The sequence below is a fragment of the Actinocrinis puniceicyclus genome, from assembly GCF_018283645.1.
Classification (GTDB): Bacteria; Actinomycetota; Actinomycetes; order Streptomycetales; family Catenulisporaceae; genus Actinocrinis; species Actinocrinis puniceicyclus.
This window is the reverse complement of record NZ_JAGSXH010000001.1, coordinates 12,559-30,249: the sequence shown is the minus strand read 5'-3', so window position 1 is coordinate 30,249 and position 17,691 is coordinate 12,559. Positions and strand designations below refer to the sequence as shown.

Sequence of the window (17,691 nt, the reverse complement as noted above, 5' to 3'; positions counted from 1 at the left end):
CGGCCGATGTGTCATGCCTCATGCCTCATGCGTCATGCGTCATTCGTCATGCGGCGATCCGCGGCTGCTGGAACCACCGCAGCGCCGGTCGCCGGCCCGCCGCTACGTGGGCTGAGGCCGCGTGCGTCAATCGCCGGGGCGAGGCGACCGCGCGGATTTCTGGGCCTGATAGACGTCCGCGTGGGTAGGCGAGTCCTTGATCAGGTCGTCGCAGAAGGCGGCGATGTCGCTGCCGATCAGTTCCAGGACTCCCTTGCCGGCCGCGGCGCCCTCCTCGAAGAAGTCGACGATTCCGGGCAGCAGGTTCCCGTCGGGCAGGTCGATCGGTCCGACCTTGAACAGGTACCTCTGCATTTCCTTGTAGACGATCTGGTAGTCCGGCGGCAGCGCCTTGACCCGAGCCGTGTGCGCCCGCCAGTGTTTCTTGCCCTCGATGATGTCCTGGATGCCCACGTCAGCCTCCCAGCCTGCTCAGTTTCCTCGCGACGTTCCGGTTCAACTGCTCGCGCCAACGGTCGCGGTAGGTGCGGGCCCCTTCTGCGCCGGCCAGGGCCGCGCAAAAGCCGGGGATGTCGTCGCCGAGCACCTCGTGGATGCTCTGCCCGTCCGCCGAAGCTTCTTCGAGCAGTCCCAGCGCGGCGTCGAGGATCGGCATCAGGCTGCGACCCGCAAAGCCCGCGTAGGGGACCAGGTGCCCCTTGACCTGTTCCCACGCTGCCCGGTAGTCCTCCGGCAGCGGTTCGGCCCGGGCTTCGAACGACTTCCATTCCCTGGTGAGATCGCTGCCGGTGATGGTCTCCCAGAAGTTCATCTCCCGCCCTCCTTGAGCCTGTCGATGCGTGATGAGACGTACTGCCATTTCGCCCAGAACTTCGCGAGCTCCTCGCGTCCGGCGTCGTTGAGCGCGTAGAACTTGCGCGGCGGGCCCACCTCGGATGGTCGTTTCGTCACCTGGACCAGTCCGTTGCGCTCCAGCCGCAGCAAGATGGTGTAGACCGTCCCCTCGATGACGTCGCAGAAGCCGAGCTCGTTCAGCCGGCGTGTGATGGCGTAGCCGTAGGTCTCCTCGCCGCCGATGATTTCGAGCACGCAGCCTTCGAGCGTGCCCTTCAGCATCTCCGTCAGGTCGTCCATCACGCCTCCAACTCGACCCTCGTGGTACTCGGTAGTACCGAGTACCACTATACGGTACCACCGAGTAGATGGCCGTGCCCAGTGAACGACCAGCCCGGAGGCGCGAGCCCAGAGCAAACGCCCGCTGAGGTGCTCGAACCGACTTTCGCCCGGACGGCGGCAGGCGGGGTGCGCTCGGATACGGCTCGTGTTAGCTGTCGAGGGTGACGCAACTGCCGGGAGAGCCGATGCTGGCCGCTCCCACCGCCTCCCCCCGGCTGCCGACCGGGTGGGCCGCGGAGCCGAAGTGGGACGGTTTCCGCTCCCTGCTCGCCCGCGGCGCCGGCGGAAGGGTTCAGCTCGTCTCACGGCGTGGCAGGAGCCTGGCAGAGTCGTTCCCGGAGATCGTCGATGCCGCCCTCGCGCTGCCTGCCGGGCTGGGCGACGTCGCCTTCGACGGCGAGCTGGTCATCTGGAACGAGGGCCGACTCGACTTCAAGCTCTTACTCAAGCGTCAGGGCCGGCGCCGTGCTGCCGTTCGCACGCTGGCGGCGCGGCACCCGGCCCACTATGTAGCCTTCGACCTGCTTTATCTCGGCGATCGCTCGCTCCTGCGCGAGCCGTACCTGGTGCGCCGCCGCGAGCTCGAGCGCTTATTCGCCGAGTTCGCGCTCACCCCGCCGTGGACCTTGTGCCCCTCGACCACCGATCCCGCCGAGGCCGCGCTCTGGCTGACCGCGTGGACCGGCCTGGGTATCGAAGGCATCTGTTTCAAGGCTCTGCACGAGCCGTATCTGCCGGGCCGGCGCGCCTGGCGCAAGTACCGGGTACGCGACTCGATCGAAGTCGTCATCGGCGCCATCACCGGCACACCGGAACACCCCGACACGCTCCTGGTCGGTCTTCCCGGACCGGATCGGCAACTGCGCTTCCTCGGCCGTACCGTGCCGCTGCACGCACCCGCCGCGGCCGAACTGGCCCCGGAGCTCGCGGGGGCCGGTCCCGCGCACCCGTGGCGCGACCAGCTGCTGACCCGGGCCTTCGAGCCCGGTGCCGCCTATCCGGTGACCCTGGTGGATCCGAACACGGTCGTCGAAGTCAGCGCCCCCGCCACCGTGGACTCGGCCGGCCGCTGGCGCCAGCCCGCCCGCTTCCTGCGCACACGTCCGGACCTCACCCCCGCGGAACTCCAGCCCGTGGCCGACGGCTGATCGATCTCGAACCGGCCCCGGGTCCGGGAGATGTCCTCATCAGTTCCCTCAGTTCCCTCAGTGCCGCCCGGCGCGCACCTTCTCGCCCAGATCCTCCAGTACGTGCCAGGTCACCGCCTGTTCGAGTGCGGGCAGCAGGCGCTTGCGCTCCTCGTCGAGCAGCCCGCGGGTCTGCAGCGCGAGCGTGCGCACCAGCTCGCCGCCGGCGCCGCCGCGCCCGTTCTGCTCGGCCACGCGGCCGAGCGTCCAGTCGACCTGGTCGCGCACGCGCTCGGTGTGGCGGGAGAGCTCGACACCGCCGGGGACGTACTCGCGCAGCGCTCCGGCCAGGCACTTCGACGTCAGTCGAACGTGTTGCCCGACCGCGTCCGCGAACTGCGCGACCAGCGCGCGCCGACGGGCCGGGTCGGGTTCGGCCTCGCAACGATCCGCGGCAAGCTCGATCAACCGGCGGTCGGCGTCCAACTCGGTGCCCAGATCAGCCCCGTGGCCCATGATCCGCTCCTTTCGCCTGGCGCGCCGACGTCCACCACGGCACGGGAAGCGCGCAGGCGGGTACCCGGTTCGTCCAGTTTTCCACGTCCTGGCAACAGCGGCTTGATTCCCGCCGCCGGCGGCGGCCCCGCTCGGCGGCACCCCGGGCGGGCCGCGGTTTCCGGCGCATACTCCGGCCGCATGCTCCGCCGCACAGTCCGACCGCATATTCCGGCGGGATGCGGGTAACCGCAGCGCCGGCGAATCCCAGAACGCGCTGCACGCAGGAGGTCCGGACATGCAGCCCTCGAAGTCCCAGGGCGCTTGCGCGCGCCCCGTCGGCACAGAGGTATCCGAAGACTGCGATGGCGCCTCCGTCGTCTCCCGGCTTCGGATCTGGAACTCCGGGGGCAACCTCTGGCACCTGTCCGGGCAGGCCGACCTGAGTACGGAACCCGTGCTGCGGGCCGCGATGCGTAGCGTCTCCGCAGCCGGCGGCGGCCTCGTTCTAGACTGCGGGGAACTCAGCTTCATCGACGTGGCGAGTCTCAGGGCGATAGCCCGGACCGCCTGCGGACTGGGGACGCCCGTCACCGTGAACGGCGCCAACGAGACGCTGCGACGAGCCTGGTCGCTGCTGGACCTGCACGCCGCCGCCCCGAACGTGGAGTTCAGCACATGACCATCGACCAGCTTTCCCGGACGCACGGCGGCGAAGCGCCCCAGCCCGGCCGGTTCCGGCACGAGGCGCTGTTGTACGCCGGAGCCGAGCAGTTCGTCGAGCGCACCGCGGCGTTCGTGCGGGACGCGCTGGCAGCCGACGAGCCCGTCATGGTCGCCGTGATCGAACCGCGCGCGGGCATGCTGCGCGACGCCCTGGGCGCGGACACGCGGCGCGTGCAGTTCGTCGACATGGAAACGGTCGGCCGCAACCCGGCCCGCATCATCCCGGTCTGGCAGGAGTGGGCCGCCCGGCACGCGCGGACGGCTCGGGCCTTCCGGGGCGTGGGTGAGCCGATCTGGCGGGGCCGCAGCGAGGCGGAACTGGCCGAATGCCACCTGCACGAGGCGTTGCTCAACACCGCGTTCGACGACGGGCCGCCGTGGTGGCTGGTGTGCCCGTACGACGTGTCCAGCCTCGGTCCAGACGTCGTCGCCACGGCCCGTCACACGCACCCGGCGATGATCGACGGGCGCCCGACCAGTGCCGAAGCCCGGCAGCCCAACGCGCAATTCACCCAGGCGGCTATGTACACAACCCCGTGGTCCGAGCCGACCGGCACCCTCTACCAGACCGGTTTCGGCATGAACGACCTGCCGCGCATCCGCCAGGCCGTCGCGGCCTGCGCGGCGCACGAGCACGTCGCGCCGGACCGGGTGGACGACCTGGTGCTGGTCGCGAACGAGCTGGCCTGCAACAGCATCAAGCACGGAGGCGGCACCGGCACGCTGCGCCTGTGGCGGGAGCGCGGCGAGCTGATCTGCGAGGTGCGCGACCGTGGCCTGATCACCGATCCGCTCGCGGGCCGCCGCAAACCCGATCCGCGCAGCGACGGCGGCGCGGGGCTGTGGATCGCGAACCTGCTGTGCGACCTGGTGCGGATCAGGTCCACCGCGCAGGACGGGACGACGGTGCGCGTGCATATCGAAGCCCGGACCGGCCGGATATGACCGCGCCCACGGCCTCGCACGGCGTCGGCGTGCCGGTCGCCGCGGACGTCCCGATCGAGGCGATCAGCACGGCCGCGTTCACCGTGCCCACCGACAGCCCCGAGGGCGATGGCACGCTGACCTGGGACTCGACCACCATGGTGATGGCACGGGCCTCCGCCGCCGGGGTCACCGGATTCGGCTGGACCTACGGCCTGGCGGCGATCACCAACGTGATCAGCGACAAACTGGCCGCGGTCGTGCGCGGACGCAGCGCCCTGGACGTGCCGGCCGCGAACGAGGCGATGTGCCGGGCCGTGCGCAACGCGGGCAAGCCCGGCCTGGTCGCGATGGCGGTCTCGGCGGTCGACATCGCGTTGTGGGACCTGAAGGCGCGCATTCTCGGTCTGCCGCTGGTCCGGCTGCTCGGCGCCGCGCGCCCGGACGTACCTGTGTACGGCAGCGGCGGCTTCACCACCTACGGCGAGAAACAGCTTGAGGAGCAACTGCGCTACTGGACCCAGGAGCAGGCCATCGGGCGGGTCAAGATCAAGATCGGGGAGTCGTGGGGCGGCGACGAGCGGCGCGACCTGGCGCGCGCCGAGCAGGCCCGCAGGATCGTCGGCGACGGGGTGGAACTGTACGTGGACGCGAACGGCGGCTACACCCGCAAGCAGGCGATCCGGGTCGGCCGCGTGCTCGCCGGCCTCGGGGTGACCTGGTTCGAGGAGCCGGTCAGCTCGGACGATCTGGCCGGGCTGCGCGAGATCCGTGACGCGATCATCCCGGATGTCGCGGCCGGGGAGTACGGCTACGACCTGCCTTACTTCGCGCGGATGGCGAGCGCGGGCGCGGTGGACTGCCTCCAGGCGGACGTGACCCGGTGCGGCGGCATCACCGTCTGGCAGCGCGCCGCGGCGCTCGCGGAGGCGCTGGGACTCCAGATCTCAGGGCACTGCGCCCCGCACGCGCACGCGGCGGTCGCGGCCTCGGTGCCCAACCTGCGCCACCTCGAGTGGTTCCACGACCACACCCGCATCGAATCAATGTTCTTTGACGGGACGCTCGATCCGGGCGGCGGCGCGATCCGTCCCGGCGACAACACCGCCGCCGGTCTCGGCCTGGAACTGCGCAGCGCGGTGGCGAACCGGTACCGGGTCGCCTGAAGTGGTCGCCTGCCTGAAGTGTCCGCCTGCCAGCGGGCCCCGCACCCGCATCCCGCCGGTCCTCCCGCGGAGGGGAGGGCCGGCGCGAGTCAGTTCCATGTGCGCCGAGCGCTGATCACTCGGCGCGGGTGTGGCTCACTGGATCTTGATCATGAGGCCGCTCAGCGAGACCGGGTCGGGTGTGGGGTGGATCGTGTCGCCGTTCTCACCGGTCAAGTTGAGACCGGAGTAGCTGACCGCGACCAGGTACATCGTCTGGCCGGGCGGGCAACTGAAGCTGCCCGGTCCGGGCGGCCCGGCCGTGATCGTTCCGCTGGTCTGTCCGTTGCGTGAAGCGCACTGCTCAAGACGGACTAGTAACCGATCCGTCGGCAGCTCGATGCTTGGCGCGCATGCTTTGAGCGCGCCTGCGCTCAAAGCGCGACGCCAACACCGGCTGCCTGGCCGATAAGCGTGTGAATGGGTGAAAAATCACCTATTCGTGTTACCTCGTGACCCTCCTCGTGACCCTCCTCCGGACCGTCCCCGAAGCGGAGCCCGCGCCCGCGCCCGCTACCGCTCTTTGTCCTGCTCGTCCCGGTCAGCCCGCCCGGATCCCTCGTCCTGCACGTCCTGTGGCCGCACCCCGAGCCCGCCGGACGCCATCGAGTCCGCGTCCTCCGCCTTCTGCACCGCGACCCGCGCATCATCGAGCACCTCGCGCAGGTGATCGCTCTCGCGCTGCATCTCGCCTGCGCGCCGCCATTCACCCCGGATCTCCTCCTGCGCGTCCGTGTCCCCGTGCGCCCCGTACTTCGCCTCCGGCGTGCCCGCGTCCTCAAGAGGCGGCAGCTGATCGCCGGACCCGGCGCCCGCCGGTGCGGCACCCTCCTGCCCGCCGAACGCGGCGTTCTCCTCCGGCGCGGCCGTCTCTTCCGGCACGCTCGTCTTCTCCTGCACGCTCGTCTTCTCCTGCGACCCTGCGCGATCGTGATTCGGCACGGCGTTCTCGCCTCCCGGCACGGTGTTCTCCTCGATCGTCGTTCGCTCCACTCGTCACGCGTCCGGCCGACACGTGCAGGCCGGACGAGACCGGGTACCCGGAGGCGTGGCCTCCACGCGCGACCCGATCGGAGGAACTGATGCCCGAGAGCGAAGATCAGCGCCGTAAAGCCGGCGAACTGCTGCGGGAACACGGACGGACGTTCTGCGACGAAGCCGGAGTCCGCCTGCACGACTCGCCCGCGCCGCTCTACCAACTGCTGGTGGTGTGCGTGCTGTCCGCGATCCGCATCCGCGCGCAGACCGCGGTCGATGCGGCGCGCGAGCTGTTCGCGGCCGGTTACCGCAGCCCGAAAGCGATGCTCGACGCCACTTGGCAGGAGCGCGTTGACGCGCTCGGCCGCGCGAACTACCGCCGCTACGACGAGAGCACCGCGACGGCCCTGGGCGAGGGCGCGCAGCTCGTCCTCGACCGCTGGCACGGTGACCTGCGCAAACTGCGCGCAGAAGCCGGCCACGACGCGCGCCGCATCCGCGGCCTGCTGCGAGAGGTGCCTCGGATCGGTCCGGTCGGTGCCGAGATCTTCTGCCGCGAGGCGCAGGGACTGTGGCCGGAACTGCGGCCCACCTTCGACAAACGGGCCCTGCAAGGCGCCGGTGCGGTCGGGCTGCCCGCCGATCCGGCGCGGCTGGCCGCGCTCGTGGCCGAGAGCGACCTGCCGCGACTGGCGGCCGCCCTCGTGCGCGTCACGCTCTGAAGGATGAAAGAGCCGTGAGTCGGGCGGCCGGGGCGAATCATTTCGGTTCGTCCGGGTACCGCCGGACCGGTAGCGACCGGACCCAACACAGACGACGAGCATGAGAGCGGGTACGGCATGAATGCGATCGGAAGCGACCTGCCGATGGTTGGCCCCGCGGCGGACCGGGCCGCGCTCTACGCCCTGGGGCGTCAACTGCGCGTCGATGCGGTGCGGGCCAGCACCGCCGCCGGCTCCGGGCACCCCACCTCCAGCATGTCGGCCGCCGACCTGATGGCGGTGCTCATGGCCCGGCACCTGCGCTACGACTGGGACGAGCCGGACAACCCGGCCAACGATCACCTGATCCTGTCCAAGGGCCACGCATCGCCGCTGCTCTACGCGATGTACCGCGCCGCCGGGGTGATCAGCGAGGAAGAACTGCTGGACACCTACCGCCGGTCCGGCCGGCTCCAGGGCCACCCGACCCCGGTGTTGCCGTGGGTGGACGTGGCCACCGGCTCGCTCGGGCAGGGCATCGGCTACGGCGTCGGCATCGCGCTGGCCGGGCGCAAGCTCGACCGGCTTCCCTACCGGGTGTGGGTGCTGTGCGGGGACGGCGAGATGGCCGAAGGCTCGGTGTGGGAAGCGCTGGACAAGGCCGCGCACTACGGCCTGGCCAACTTCACCGCGATCATCGACGTCAACCGGCTCGGGCAGACGGGCGCGACCGAATTCGGCTGGGACACCGAGCGGTACGCGCACCGGGTGACCGCGTTCGGCTGCCGCGCGCTGACCATCGACGGCCACGACGCCGACGAGATCACCGCCGCGTACGAGGCCGTGACGCTCGCCGACCGTCCCACCGTCGTCATCGCCCGGACCGTCAAGGGCAGCGGGTTCGCAGAGATCGAAGACAAACCGGGCTGGCACGGCAAGCCGCTGCCCGAGGACATGGCACGGCGCGCGGTCGGGGAACTCGGCGGTGTCAGCGCGATCCGGGCGCGCGGCCCGCTGCCCGACGCGGTCACGCCGCCCCGGGTACCGGTAGGCGCGGCCCGACCGCGACAGCCGATCGAGGCGCCGCGCTTCGAACTCGGCGAGCAGGTCGCCACCCGCAAGGCGTACGGCCGGGCGCTGGCCGCCCTCGGCGCGCGACCCGACGTCGTCGCCCTCGACGGCGAGGTGGGCAACTCGACGTACGGCGAGGACTTCGAGAAGGAACACGCGGACCGCTACTTCCAGATGTACATCGCCGAGCAGCAGATGATCGCCACGGCGGTCGGATTCTCGGTGCGCGGATACCGCCCGTTCGCCGCCACCTTCGCGGCCTTCCTGACGCGCGCGCACGACTTCCTGCGCATGGCCTCGATCTCACAGGCCGACGTGTGCGTCGTCGGCTCGCACTGCGGGGTGGAGATCGGCGCCGACGGCCCCTCGCAGATGGGGCTGGAGGACATCGCGATGATGCGGTCGGTGCACGGTTCGACGGTCCTTTACCCGTCCGACGCGACGAGCGCCGCGGCGCTCACCCTCACCATGGCGGACCTGCCCGGTATCAGCTACCTGCGGACGACGCGCGGCGCCTACCCGGTCCTCTACCGCCCGGACGAGCGGTTCCAGGTCGGCGGGTGCAAGGTCTGGGGCGAGAGCCCGCAGGACGTCGTGACACTGGTCGGCGCCGGGGTGACCCTGCACGAATGCCTGGAGGCCGCGACGCGACTGTCCCAGCAGGGCATTGCGACGCGTGTCGTCGATCTGTACTCGGTCAAGCCGCTCGATGAGGCGAGCCTGCGCCGCTGCGCCGAGCAGACCAGGCTGCTGATGGTCGTCGAGGACCACCATCCCGAGGGCGGCATCGGCGAGGCGGTCGCCGCCGTGCTGGCGCGGCGCGGGACGGCGCCGGGCGCGGCCCGGTTCGCGCACCTGGCCGTCGACTCGCTGCCCGGCTCCGCCTCGACCGCCGCGGCACTGGACGCCGCCGGGATCAGCGCTGCGCACATCGTCCAGGCTGCGCGCGCATTCCTGGAGCGTGACGAGCGGCCCGGCGGCAAGCCCACCCCGAGAAGTGAGTGAGGACCATGACAACGGACCAGAGCGAGAACCCGATCGAGCCGCAGGACGTGCCCGAGGACGACGGCGTCCTGCAGCCCGGCGACAGCCTTGAGACCGACGACCTGGCGAGCGACCCGCTGGACACCGGTATCAGCCCGCCCGAGCGCAGGCCCGCGTCCGAGAGGTACGGCGTGACGTTCAACGAGGCGCGCACCGGCGCGCCGCTGGACCAGCGCCTGGCCGAGGAGGAGCCGGACTTCGGCGAGCCCGCCTCGCTGGACAACCGGCCGGAGCCGGAATCGGACGCCCCGCCGGACCCGGACCAGCTGGAACCCGACCGGCGCGCCGGTCGTCTGGTCGCCGAGGACGAGGGCGCGCACACGGTCAGCAGCCCCAACTACCTCGCGCGCGACATGGGCATCGACGGGGGAGCGGCCAGCGCCGAGGAGGCGGCGATGCACATCGCCGACGCGGACGTGCGTGACACCCGCGAGCGGGACGCGGAAGCCGCCGAGAGCTGGCAGGACCCGCTGACCCGTGACACGTGAGCGCGCCGGCGACTCGAAGCGCCGGACTGTTCGTGCCGTCCGGCGCGGACCTGCGCACGCTCGCCGGGGTCCATGCCGCCTGCCGGCGGATCCGCGCACGTGCGCGGATGTGGCCGCGCAAGCCGGATGGGCGGATTGACCGATGGAGCCGGGGGTAGCCGACGGTGGTTGCCGAACCGACCGAGGAGGATCGCGTACATGCAGGAGGACCAGGAGACGATGAACCCCGCCCAGCCTTTTCTCAGCGATATCGAGACGTTGCGGGCCAAGGCGCGCGAGCAGATGGACAAGGGCCCGGTGACGGCCGCGTACGGCGCGGACATCGACCGGGTCCTCGATGTGCTGAACCAGTCGCTGGCGACCGAACTGGTCTGCGTGCTGCGCTACCGGCAGCACCACTTCGCCGCCACCGGCCTGAACGCGACCCCGGTCGCGCAGGAGTTCCTCGAACACGCCGACGAGGAGCAGCAGCACGCTGACATGCTCGCGGGGCGCATCGTGCAGCTCGGCGGCGTGCCGGACATGAACCCGCAGACGCTCACCGGCCGCGCCCACTCCCAGTACGTCACCGCGCGCGAACTGCGCGCGATGATCGAGGAGAACCTGGTCGCGGAGCGCATCGCGGTCGCCGCCTACACGGAGATCATCGCCTGGCTCGGCGACGGCGACCCGACCACGCGGCGGGTCTTCGAGGAGATCCTGGCCACCGAGGAGGAGCACGCCGAGGACATGCTCTCGCTGCTCGAACAAAGCTGAGCGGGGCCGGCCCGATCAGCTCGCGCTGCTCGCGGCCGGCCGGCGGACGACATCTCACATCAGCTTGGCGCGCAGGAAGTGCAGGAAGTCCGAGCCGGTCAGCGCGGTCAGCCCGCCCGCGGCCAGGCGGGTCACGCCGGGTGCGAAGACCAGGCCCGCGCACAGACCGGTCGAGATCCACATGCCGGTGCAGAAGGGGCAGGTCAGCAGTTCGCCGACGGCTTTGCGCGCGCCGGTGCCGCGGACCTCCTCCTTCAGCTCCGCCGGACCCTGCGTGCCGCGCAGGTGGGTGAAGGGCGCGCGCAGCGGGCTGGTGACCGGGTCGCGGGAGATCAACCTGCTGAGTCGGTGGGTCGCGCCGGTGAGCAACACCACGTCCCAGGGGCCCGGGTTCGGCACCGGCCGACGCGTCGCCCGCGCGATCCCCGCGAGCGCGGCCACGACCGCCGTGTAGGTGCCCATGGCGCCTACGTAGCTGCGCAGCGGGAATTGCGCTCCCTGCGTGTACTCCTGCTCGACCTCGCGCAGCGCCCGCTCCGCCCGCTCCGCCTGGTCCGTCTTCTGCGCCATTGCGCCTGCCTTCCGTTGCTTCGCCGCCGATACATGGCGTTATCGGCGTGGAATTCGGGTTGATCGCCTTCCGGGCTGAAAAGTACTGCCGCGCCGACTACCCGCCGCGGACCCGGGTACACGCGGGCGAGGCGACGCCGGGACGTTCCGGCAGGCATCGGTGATCGAAGGAGAATTCGATGGTCAAGAAGATCGGGTACTTCCTGTCCAGCGAGGAGTTCGGTCCGCGCGAACTGGTCGAGCAGGCGCGCATGGCCCAGGACGCGGGTTTCGAAGCGCTCTGGATCTCCGACCACTATCACCCGTGGAACGATGCTCAGGGGCAAAGCAGCTTCGTGTGGGGCACCATCGGTGCCCTATCGCAGGCCGTGGACCTGCCCATCACCACCGCCGTCACCTGCCCCACCATCCGTATGCACCCGGCGATCGTGGCCCAGGCCGCCGCAACCGCGGCCGTGCTCACCGGCGGGCGCTTCGTGCTCGGTGTCGGGACCGGTGAAGCCCTCAACGAGCACATCCTCGGCGGGCCGTGGCCGACCTCGAAGGTGCGGCGCGAAATGCTGGAGGAAGCGGTAGAGGTGATGCGGGAGCTGTGGAAGGGGGACGTCGTCAACCACCGCGGCACCTACTACACCGTCGACCAGGCTCGGCTCTACACGCTGCCGGAGGAACCCGTGCGCGTGTACGTCTCCGGATTCGGTCCCGCGTCGGCGCGGATGGCCGGACGCGTCGGCGACGGATACGTCGGCACCCAACCGGACTCCCGACTGCTTGGCGTGTTCCGCGAACACGGAGGCCGGGGTAAGCCGGCCCAGGGCGGCTACAAGGTGTGCTGGGGGCCGGACCGGGACGCGGCGGTCAAGACGGCGCACGAGCGGTGGGCGAACGAGCAGCTGCCCGGCGAGCTGGCGCAGGTGCTGCCGCAGCCGAGGCACTTCGAACAGGCGCAGCAGCTGGTCACCCCGCAGATGGTGGCCTCGGCGCTGGTGTGCGGCGATGACGAGGAGGCGCACCTGCGCCGGTTCGCCGAGTATGCCGACGCCGGGTACGACGAGGTGTATATCAACCAGATCGGCCCGGAGCAGCGCGGATTCTTCGACTTCTACGCGGAACGCATCCTGCCGAGGCTGAAGGGTATGCGCGCGTAATGAGCCACGATACGAGCAGAGCCACGCGCGTCTACGGACAGGCCGGGGAAACCGGGCGCGAGATCCACAATGTCGCGCAGCGCGCGCATGGCGCGCAGGGACACGAGAAGAAACTCGCGGATTCCGCCAACGTGCTCGGCGGTGAGACCTGGGAGAACAGCGTGGGGCACAGCGGCACACGGGCGGGGTACATCGCGAGCGGGATCGTCGTGGCCGGTTTCATCCTCGGCGGCGTCGGACTGACCGTCGGACCCAGGGTGCTGATCTGGATCGCCGTCGGGATCGTCGTGCTCACCGGAATAATCGGCATGCTCACACACGTCTGGAGCGACTACCGGTACGAGATGCCTGCGCCGGACGACGACGAAAGCGGCTCCATGACGGACGACGCACACACGTAGGCGCGAACGGTCCCCGAGTCGCAGAGCCGAAAAGCATCCCGGTATGAGGATGCTGCGCCGCCTTGCGAACGCACGCGCCAGACGCCGCGGCCTAATCCGACGCTACTTCTCCAACACGGCCTATCCGGCCCAGCGCAGCGCGGCGATCACGGCGATCACCCCGGCCACAACGAAGGCCGCGTAATCGTTCACCGATCCGGTGTGCACGGCGCGCAGGGCCCGCACGGGCAGCGGTTCCTTCGAACGCAGCAGATACCCGTACGCGAGCAACGCGCCGAGCACGAGGCTGACCACGACGATGGTCAGTTCCGTCAGATCCGTGTAGTCGAACACGACGCTCACCGGCGGCAGCCGGCCGGATCCGGCGAGCACGGCGTGCGCGTACTGCCGGGCGTGTAAGAGCCCGGACGCCGCCGGGGCCATCACGTGGTCGATCACGGCGCCCGGCAGCACGCCGAAGGCGAAACAGCACACGGCCAGGCCGCTCAGCCCGATCAGCATCCCGGGTTGCAGGGGCTGCTCGCGCTCGTAGTCCTCCTCGCGCTCGCGCAGGAACGCCAGCCACGCCGCCCGCCCGAGCGCCGCGATGGTGATCAGCTGCGCCAGCAGCATCAGCGCCAGGGGCACGTACTGATGGCTTTCGGTCAAGCCGCGGTGGATGAGGCTGAGCGAGACGTAGCCGCCCAGCGGCGGGATGCCCGCGATCGAGGCCGCCCCGACCATGAACGCCGCCGCGACCGCGGGCCAGCGCCGCAGCAGGCCGCCCAGCTCGGACAGCTTCGTGATCCCGGTGCGGTGCACGATCGAGCCGGCGCACAGGAACAGCAGCGACTTGAACAGCGCGTGGTTGACCAGGTGGTATGTGGAGCCTGCGATACCGGAGGCCGAACGGGTCGCCAGACCGATCGCCAGCACGCCTGTCTGCGAGACCGTGTCGTACGCCAGCAGGCGCTTGAGTTCGTCCTGCGCGAGCGCCAGGGTCGCCCCGGTCAGCGCGGAGACGATCCCGATGACCATGAGCACGCCCAGGATCGGGACACGGGAGGTGGGAAAGACCTGGAACGCCAGCCGCCCGACCGCCACGACGCCCAGGTTGACCATGAGCCCGGAGAAGAGGGCCGAGACCGGTCCCGGCGCGGCGGTGTGCGCGTCGGCGAGCCAGCCGTGGAAAGGCGTCAGCCCCGCCTTCGTCGCGAACCCGGCCGTCAGCAGTCCCAGCGCGACGAGGTCGGCGGTGCCGACGTGCGCGGCCAGCGCGTCGTGCAGTTGCGCGAGGTTCAGCGCTCCGTCGCCCGAGTACAGCAGACCGGCGCCGACGAACACCGCGAAGGCCGCGATCGTGGTCAGCACCGCGATCTTGAACGCGGCCTCCAGCGCGATCGGCCGCTCCAGGAAGAACCCGGTCAGCCCGTAGCTGGCCAGGGCCGCGACCTCGAACCAGACGAACAGGTTGAACAGGTCCGCGGTCAGCGCCGACCCGATCAGCGCGGCGACGAGGAGTTGGAACAGGCAGGCGTAGGCGCCCAGTTCGCGCTCGCCGAGGCCGCCGAGCTCGGAGAGCGCGTACACCACCAGCAGCGTGCTGATTCCGGCGCAGGCGAGCGCGAAGGTCATCCCGAACGGGTCGGCGGCGAACGCGATGCCCAGCACCGCGCCGTGGACCGGACCCCAGCCGCCCATGTAGTGCGCGAGGACGCCGCCGCCGTCGCCGTACACCTTCGGCGCGATCAGTGCCAGCACGGCCAGCGAGCCGAGCAGCGCGACCGCCGAGACGATCAGCGCGAGGCGCTTGAACACCCGGGCGAGCAGCGGGGCGAGCACCGCGCCGGTCAGCGGGAGCGCGACCGGGACCGGCAGCAGCGATCCGGCGGCCGCCACGGTCACCCCGACGCTCACCGCCGGGCCCCTCGCGCCGACCGCGACCGCGCCTGCGCCTGCGACCGCGGACCCGAAACCGGACCGACCACCCTCTCAGGCTCCTGGTTCACCCTCGCAGCTCCCTGATCCTGTCGGCGTCCAGGGTGCGGTAGTGCTGGGCGATCCGCACCACGATGGCGAGGAACACCGCGGTGACCGCCACGCCGATGACGATCGCGGTCAGGCAGAAGTTCTGCAGCACCGGATCCGCGACGTTCCCGCGTACCAGGTCGTGTGCGCTTCGCCCGGCGGGCGGGCTCACCAGCACCGGGGCGGTCGACCCGGCCCGGTAGGCCATGGAGATGAACAGCAGGTAGGTGGAGCCCTCCATCAGCGAGAGGCCCATCACGATCTTGATCAGGTTGCGGCGGGTCAGCACCGTGTACAGGCCGGCGCAGAACACGAACCCGGCCACCAGGTAGTTGGCTAGGATCACTGCTTCGCGCCCCCCTCACGGCCGCCGCCCTCGTCGCCTTCGTCGCCTTCTTCGCCGGACGAGGTGTCGCGGGCCCAGTCGTGGCTCATCGCCAGCAGCGCGAACACCGCGATGATCAGGCCCGTGCCGACCTCGACGAGCTCCCCGGCGGAGAACAGCTGCACGACGCCCCCGGAGCGGATGGTCCCCGGCGGCGTCAGCGGCAGCCAGTTGGCCGTGAAGGAGCCCTTGAGAGCAAGGCCGAGCGCCTCCGTCAGGATGATCAGCGCGGCTCCGGCCATTTCGGCGGTCTCGACAACCGAGGGCTTGATCACCCTCGCGATCCGCCCCCGTCCGAAGGCCGAGTAGACCAGCAGCACGACGCCGAGGACGACCGCGCCGCCCGGGAAGCCGCCGCCGGGGGAGTAGCCCCAGGCCACCAGGTAGCACCCGGCCACCGCGAGGACGGGTGTCGCGGCGCGCACCCCGCCGCGCACCACGACCGCCATCGCCTCGGCGCGCTCCGGTCCGCGGCCGCCCACCCGTTCGTTGTCAGGGGTCTTCGGCCGCTGCGTGCCGCTTCGCCCGGCCGCGGGCGAATCCTCGTCCATCTCGCCGCTCTCCGCGCTGCGCGCCTCGCGCTCGTCCGCGCCTGGCTTCTCGGACGGATCGACCTCGGACTGCTCGCGCTTTCCCGCGACGTCCTCGCCGAAGTAGCCGGTCCTCGGCTCCCGCGGGCGGGAGAGCAGCACGACGCTGACAACAGCCGCCAGCAGCAGGAAGGTCTCGCCGAAGGTGTCGAAGCCACGGGTGCCGTAGACGACCTCGTTGACCGGTTCGGTGAGGTTCCAGCTCGGCAGCGAGACCTGGAGCGCGTACCGCGCGACCTCGGACAGGTGCGCGTTCGCCCGCGGGATGTCGAGCAGCGCGGCGCCGAGCGCCACGGCCGTGCCCGCGGTGAGCAGCAGGCCGACCACGATGCGATGCTTCGGCTCGGCTTCGACGGCCTCCCCGCGGATGGGTTGACCGCGTTCGTCAGTCGCCGTCATGGTGCGACTCGCCTTCCTCCTGCATCTCGCCGCCGCCCGCGACGTCGGTGCGCGCCTTGCCGATGGCGACCAGGTACAGCACCGGCAACGCGATCGCGCCGACGACGACCTCGGAGTGCGCGTCGTCGGGCGCGCCCAGCACGACGAAGATCAGGGAGAGCATGGTGCCGACGGCGGAGAGCGCCATCACGGCGCCGTTGAGGTTGCGCAGCCTGACCACCAGCACGGTCCCGATCACGATCAGCGCGAGCACCAGGTAGTCGAGAGTCCAGAAGAGCGTCACTCGGGGCCTGCGCAATCCTGCTCGCGCCGCCGCTGCGAATCCTCGCGCCCGGCGACTTCGTCACGGACCGCACCGCTCCACATCGGCACGCCCGACTTGTAAGCCGCGCGCGCCAGAGCGTGTGAGGCGGTCGGGTTCACCACGAGCAGCAGCACCGCGATGAGCAGCGCCCGGCTGGCGTAGCCGCTGTCGATCCCCTCGCCGACGACCAGCGCGATCAGCGCCGGCAGTGCGCCCATCGTCACTGTTTTCGACGAGCACTGGATGCGGCTGTACAGGTCCGGCATGCGCAGGATCCCCACCGCGCCGGAGAGCGAGAACGCGAGTCCGATGCCGGCTGTCACCAGGAACGCCACGGTCTTCACAGCAGCCCCCGCTCCAGGTAGCGCGCCCACACGATCGCGCCGAGGTAACTGAACGAGGCCAGCCACAGCGCGACGTCCAGGTAGATCGTCCGGTCGGCGAAGGCCGCGAAGAACAGTACGGCGAGCGCGGCCTGCGTCGACAGGGTGTTGAGCGCGACGATGCGGTCCGAGATGGTGGGCCCGATGGCGAGCCGCACCATCAGCAGCAGACCGATGGCCGTCTCGGCGAGGGCGATGACGCCGTACAGCGACGTACTCACGAGTGCTCCTCCTTCTCCTGCCGGCCGCCGGGCAGGAATCGCTCGACCGGTCCGTTGATCTGCGCGCGGGCGTTCTGCTCACCGGGTCGCGGCACCGCGACCGCGTGGTACTGCAACTGCCGGCGCCGTCGGTCGACGTCGACCAGCTGGGTGTCCACCACCACCGAAGTCACCAGCCCGACCACGGTCAGACCGAACACCGTCCGCTGCGTCGTGGGGGTGATCACCATGCCGCTGCGCAGCGGGCGGCTCGGCGCCCAGATCCGCGCGGCCAGCCGGACGTTCGCCGTGGCGATGCGGCGAAGTGAGGTGGCCAGCAGGGCGAGGGTCCGCCACAGGCGGCCAGGGGAGAGCAAGGCCCACGGGCCGATGACGGGACCGAGCGGGGCGAGCGCCAGGGCGACGGCGAGCGAGACGCCGACGCCGAACAGGTACTGTTCGAGCGTCACGGTCCAGGTCAGCAGGATCCAGACGATCATGCACCAGGCGGCGAGTGCGAGAACGCGGCCGGCGTAACGCACGGCGGGTCGTGACGTATGGGGCTGTGACGAATGGGGATGCGACGAATACAAGGGCCACCTCCAGCGGCGCG

Annotated in this window: 24 protein-coding genes; 10 read left to right on the top strand and 14 right to left on the bottom strand. The window is 70.8% G+C overall.

All coding sequences use genetic code 11. From position 1 onward, the window contains the following. Positions 1-126: 126 nt before the first annotated feature. The 3 genes from KGA66_RS00180 to KGA66_RS00170 are packed head-to-tail and all read right to left on the bottom strand — an operon-like array spanning position 127 to position 1,134. Positions 127-453 (bottom strand): DUF1048 domain-containing protein, encoded by a 327-nt coding sequence (locus tag KGA66_RS00180; RefSeq protein WP_211463139.1) that lies wholly within the window; start codon positions 451-453, stop codon positions 127-129. Position 454: 1 nt separating this feature from the next. Then, the gene (locus tag KGA66_RS00175; RefSeq protein ID WP_211463137.1) at positions 455-811 is read right to left on the bottom strand and encodes a DUF1048 domain-containing protein; all 357 of its coding nucleotides are present in this window, start codon (positions 809-811) and stop codon (positions 455-457) included. Beyond that, positions 808-1,134: a PadR family transcriptional regulator gene (locus KGA66_RS00170; RefSeq protein WP_211463135.1), complete on the bottom strand. Its 327-nt coding sequence runs from the start codon at positions 1,132-1,134 to the stop codon at positions 808-810. The genes KGA66_RS00175 and KGA66_RS00170 overlap by 4 nt, the downstream gene beginning before the upstream one ends. Before the next feature lie 203 nt (positions 1,135-1,337). Between KGA66_RS00170 and KGA66_RS00165 the strand changes: the two genes are divergently transcribed. Next, positions 1,338-2,324 carry an ATP-dependent DNA ligase gene (locus KGA66_RS00165; protein ID WP_211463133.1) on the top strand — a complete coding sequence of 329 codons (987 nt, stop codon included), beginning with the start codon at positions 1,338-1,340 and terminating at the stop codon, positions 2,322-2,324. Positions 2,325-2,381: 57 nt separating this feature from the next. On the opposite strand, the gene KGA66_RS00160 is transcribed toward KGA66_RS00165, so the two are convergent. Further along, entirely contained in the window at positions 2,382-2,819 is a 438-nt protein-coding gene (locus tag KGA66_RS00160) for a hypothetical protein (protein ID WP_211463131.1), read from the bottom strand. Between the two features lie 277 nt (positions 2,820-3,096). Here KGA66_RS00160 and KGA66_RS00155 point away from each other — a divergent pair, with 277 nt between their 5' ends. From KGA66_RS00155 to KGA66_RS00145, 3 genes are read left to right on the top strand one after another with little or no spacing between them, the layout of a single operon-like run. Continuing rightward, a complete protein-coding gene (locus tag KGA66_RS00155) occupies positions 3,097-3,480 on the top strand; it encodes an STAS domain-containing protein (protein WP_211463129.1) in 384 nt (127 codons plus the stop codon). After that, entirely contained in the window at positions 3,477-4,469 is a 993-nt protein-coding gene (locus KGA66_RS00150) for a sensor histidine kinase (protein WP_211463127.1), read from the top strand. The genes KGA66_RS00155 and KGA66_RS00150 overlap by 4 nt, the downstream gene beginning before the upstream one ends. Then, complete coding sequence (locus KGA66_RS00145) at positions 4,466-5,614, top strand: enolase C-terminal domain-like protein (RefSeq protein WP_211463125.1); 1,149 nt, start codon at positions 4,466-4,468, stop codon at positions 5,612-5,614. Before KGA66_RS00150 ends, KGA66_RS00145 begins: the two co-directional genes overlap by 4 nt. A 135-nt stretch (positions 5,615-5,749) precedes the next feature. Here the strand turns inward: KGA66_RS00145 and KGA66_RS00140 are convergent, their stop codons facing one another. Continuing rightward, complete coding sequence (locus KGA66_RS00140) at positions 5,750-6,031, bottom strand: hypothetical protein (RefSeq protein WP_211463123.1); 282 nt, start codon at positions 6,029-6,031, stop codon at positions 5,750-5,752. A 135-nt stretch (positions 6,032-6,166) separates the two neighbouring features. After that, the gene (locus KGA66_RS00135; protein WP_211463121.1) at positions 6,167-6,646 is read right to left on the bottom strand and encodes a hypothetical protein; all 480 of its coding nucleotides are present in this window, start codon (positions 6,644-6,646) and stop codon (positions 6,167-6,169) included. 89 nt (positions 6,647-6,735) lie between these two features. Here KGA66_RS00135 and KGA66_RS00130 point away from each other — a divergent pair, with 89 nt between their 5' ends. The 4 genes from KGA66_RS00130 to KGA66_RS00115 all read left to right on the top strand — a co-directional run bounded on the left by KGA66_RS00130 (position 6,736) and on the right by KGA66_RS00115 (position 10,691). Continuing rightward, positions 6,736-7,353, top strand: coding sequence for an endonuclease (locus tag KGA66_RS00130; RefSeq protein WP_211463119.1), 618 nt, complete (start codon positions 6,736-6,738; stop codon positions 7,351-7,353). Between the two features lie 117 nt (positions 7,354-7,470). Then, complete coding sequence (locus tag KGA66_RS00125) at positions 7,471-9,408, top strand: transketolase (protein WP_211463117.1); 1,938 nt, start codon at positions 7,471-7,473, stop codon at positions 9,406-9,408. Positions 9,409-9,413: 5 nt separating this feature from the next. Next, positions 9,414-9,935: a DUF5709 domain-containing protein gene (locus KGA66_RS00120; RefSeq protein WP_211463115.1), complete on the top strand. Its 522-nt coding sequence runs from the start codon at positions 9,414-9,416 to the stop codon at positions 9,933-9,935. Positions 9,936-10,133: 198 nt separating this feature from the next. After that, on the top strand, positions 10,134-10,691 hold the full coding sequence (locus tag KGA66_RS00115) for a ferritin-like domain-containing protein (RefSeq protein ID WP_246506767.1): 558 nt from the start codon (positions 10,134-10,136) through the stop codon (positions 10,689-10,691). Between the two features lie 54 nt (positions 10,692-10,745). Here the strand turns inward: KGA66_RS00115 and KGA66_RS00110 are convergent, their stop codons facing one another. Then, on the bottom strand, positions 10,746-11,261 hold the full coding sequence (locus tag KGA66_RS00110; protein ID WP_211463112.1) for a DUF1360 domain-containing protein: 516 nt from the start codon (positions 11,259-11,261) through the stop codon (positions 10,746-10,748). 179 nt (positions 11,262-11,440) lie between these two features. On the opposite strand from KGA66_RS00110, the gene KGA66_RS00105 reads away from it, so the two are divergent. Both KGA66_RS00105 and KGA66_RS00100 read left to right on the top strand, forming a co-directional pair. Next, the gene (locus tag KGA66_RS00105) at positions 11,441-12,409 is read left to right on the top strand and encodes a TIGR03557 family F420-dependent LLM class oxidoreductase (protein ID WP_211463110.1); all 969 of its coding nucleotides are present in this window, start codon (positions 11,441-11,443) and stop codon (positions 12,407-12,409) included. After that, complete coding sequence (locus KGA66_RS00100) at positions 12,409-12,810, top strand: hypothetical protein (RefSeq protein ID WP_211463108.1); 402 nt, start codon at positions 12,409-12,411, stop codon at positions 12,808-12,810. The genes KGA66_RS00105 and KGA66_RS00100 overlap by 1 nt, the downstream gene beginning before the upstream one ends. Positions 12,811-12,930: 120 nt before the next feature. Here the strand turns inward: KGA66_RS00100 and KGA66_RS00095 are convergent, their stop codons facing one another. The 7 genes from KGA66_RS00095 to KGA66_RS00065 form a co-directional block, all read right to left on the bottom strand. Further along, the gene (locus KGA66_RS00095) at positions 12,931-14,706 is read right to left on the bottom strand and encodes a complex I subunit 5 family protein (RefSeq protein WP_312886647.1); all 1,776 of its coding nucleotides are present in this window, start codon (positions 14,704-14,706) and stop codon (positions 12,931-12,933) included. Between the two features lie 88 nt (positions 14,707-14,794). Further along, positions 14,795-15,163 (bottom strand): sodium:proton antiporter, encoded by a 369-nt coding sequence (locus KGA66_RS00090; protein ID WP_211463106.1) that lies wholly within the window; start codon positions 15,161-15,163, stop codon positions 14,795-14,797. After that, the gene (locus KGA66_RS00085; RefSeq protein ID WP_211463104.1) at positions 15,160-16,191 is read right to left on the bottom strand and encodes an MnhB domain-containing protein; all 1,032 of its coding nucleotides are present in this window, start codon (positions 16,189-16,191) and stop codon (positions 15,160-15,162) included. Before KGA66_RS00085 ends, KGA66_RS00090 begins: the two co-directional genes overlap by 4 nt. Next, positions 16,178-16,474, bottom strand: a complete 297-nt coding sequence (locus tag KGA66_RS00080) for a Na(+)/H(+) antiporter subunit B (protein WP_211463102.1) — start codon at positions 16,472-16,474, stop codon at positions 16,178-16,180. The genes KGA66_RS00085 and KGA66_RS00080 overlap by 14 nt, the downstream gene beginning before the upstream one ends. Next, entirely contained in the window at positions 16,471-16,830 is a 360-nt protein-coding gene (mnhG, locus tag KGA66_RS00075) for a monovalent cation/H(+) antiporter subunit G (protein ID WP_211463100.1), read from the bottom strand. Before mnhG ends, KGA66_RS00080 begins: the two co-directional genes overlap by 4 nt. Before the next feature lie 5 nt (positions 16,831-16,835). Continuing rightward, positions 16,836-17,099 carry an MrpF/PhaF family protein gene (locus KGA66_RS00070; protein ID WP_312886645.1) on the bottom strand — a complete coding sequence of 88 codons (264 nt, stop codon included), beginning with the start codon at positions 17,097-17,099 and terminating at the stop codon, positions 16,836-16,838. Continuing rightward, positions 17,096-17,578 carry a Na+/H+ antiporter subunit E gene (locus KGA66_RS00065; protein WP_211463098.1) on the bottom strand — a complete coding sequence of 161 codons (483 nt, stop codon included), beginning with the start codon at positions 17,576-17,578 and terminating at the stop codon, positions 17,096-17,098. Before KGA66_RS00065 ends, KGA66_RS00070 begins: the two co-directional genes overlap by 4 nt. Between the last annotated feature and the right edge of the window lie 113 nt (positions 17,579-17,691).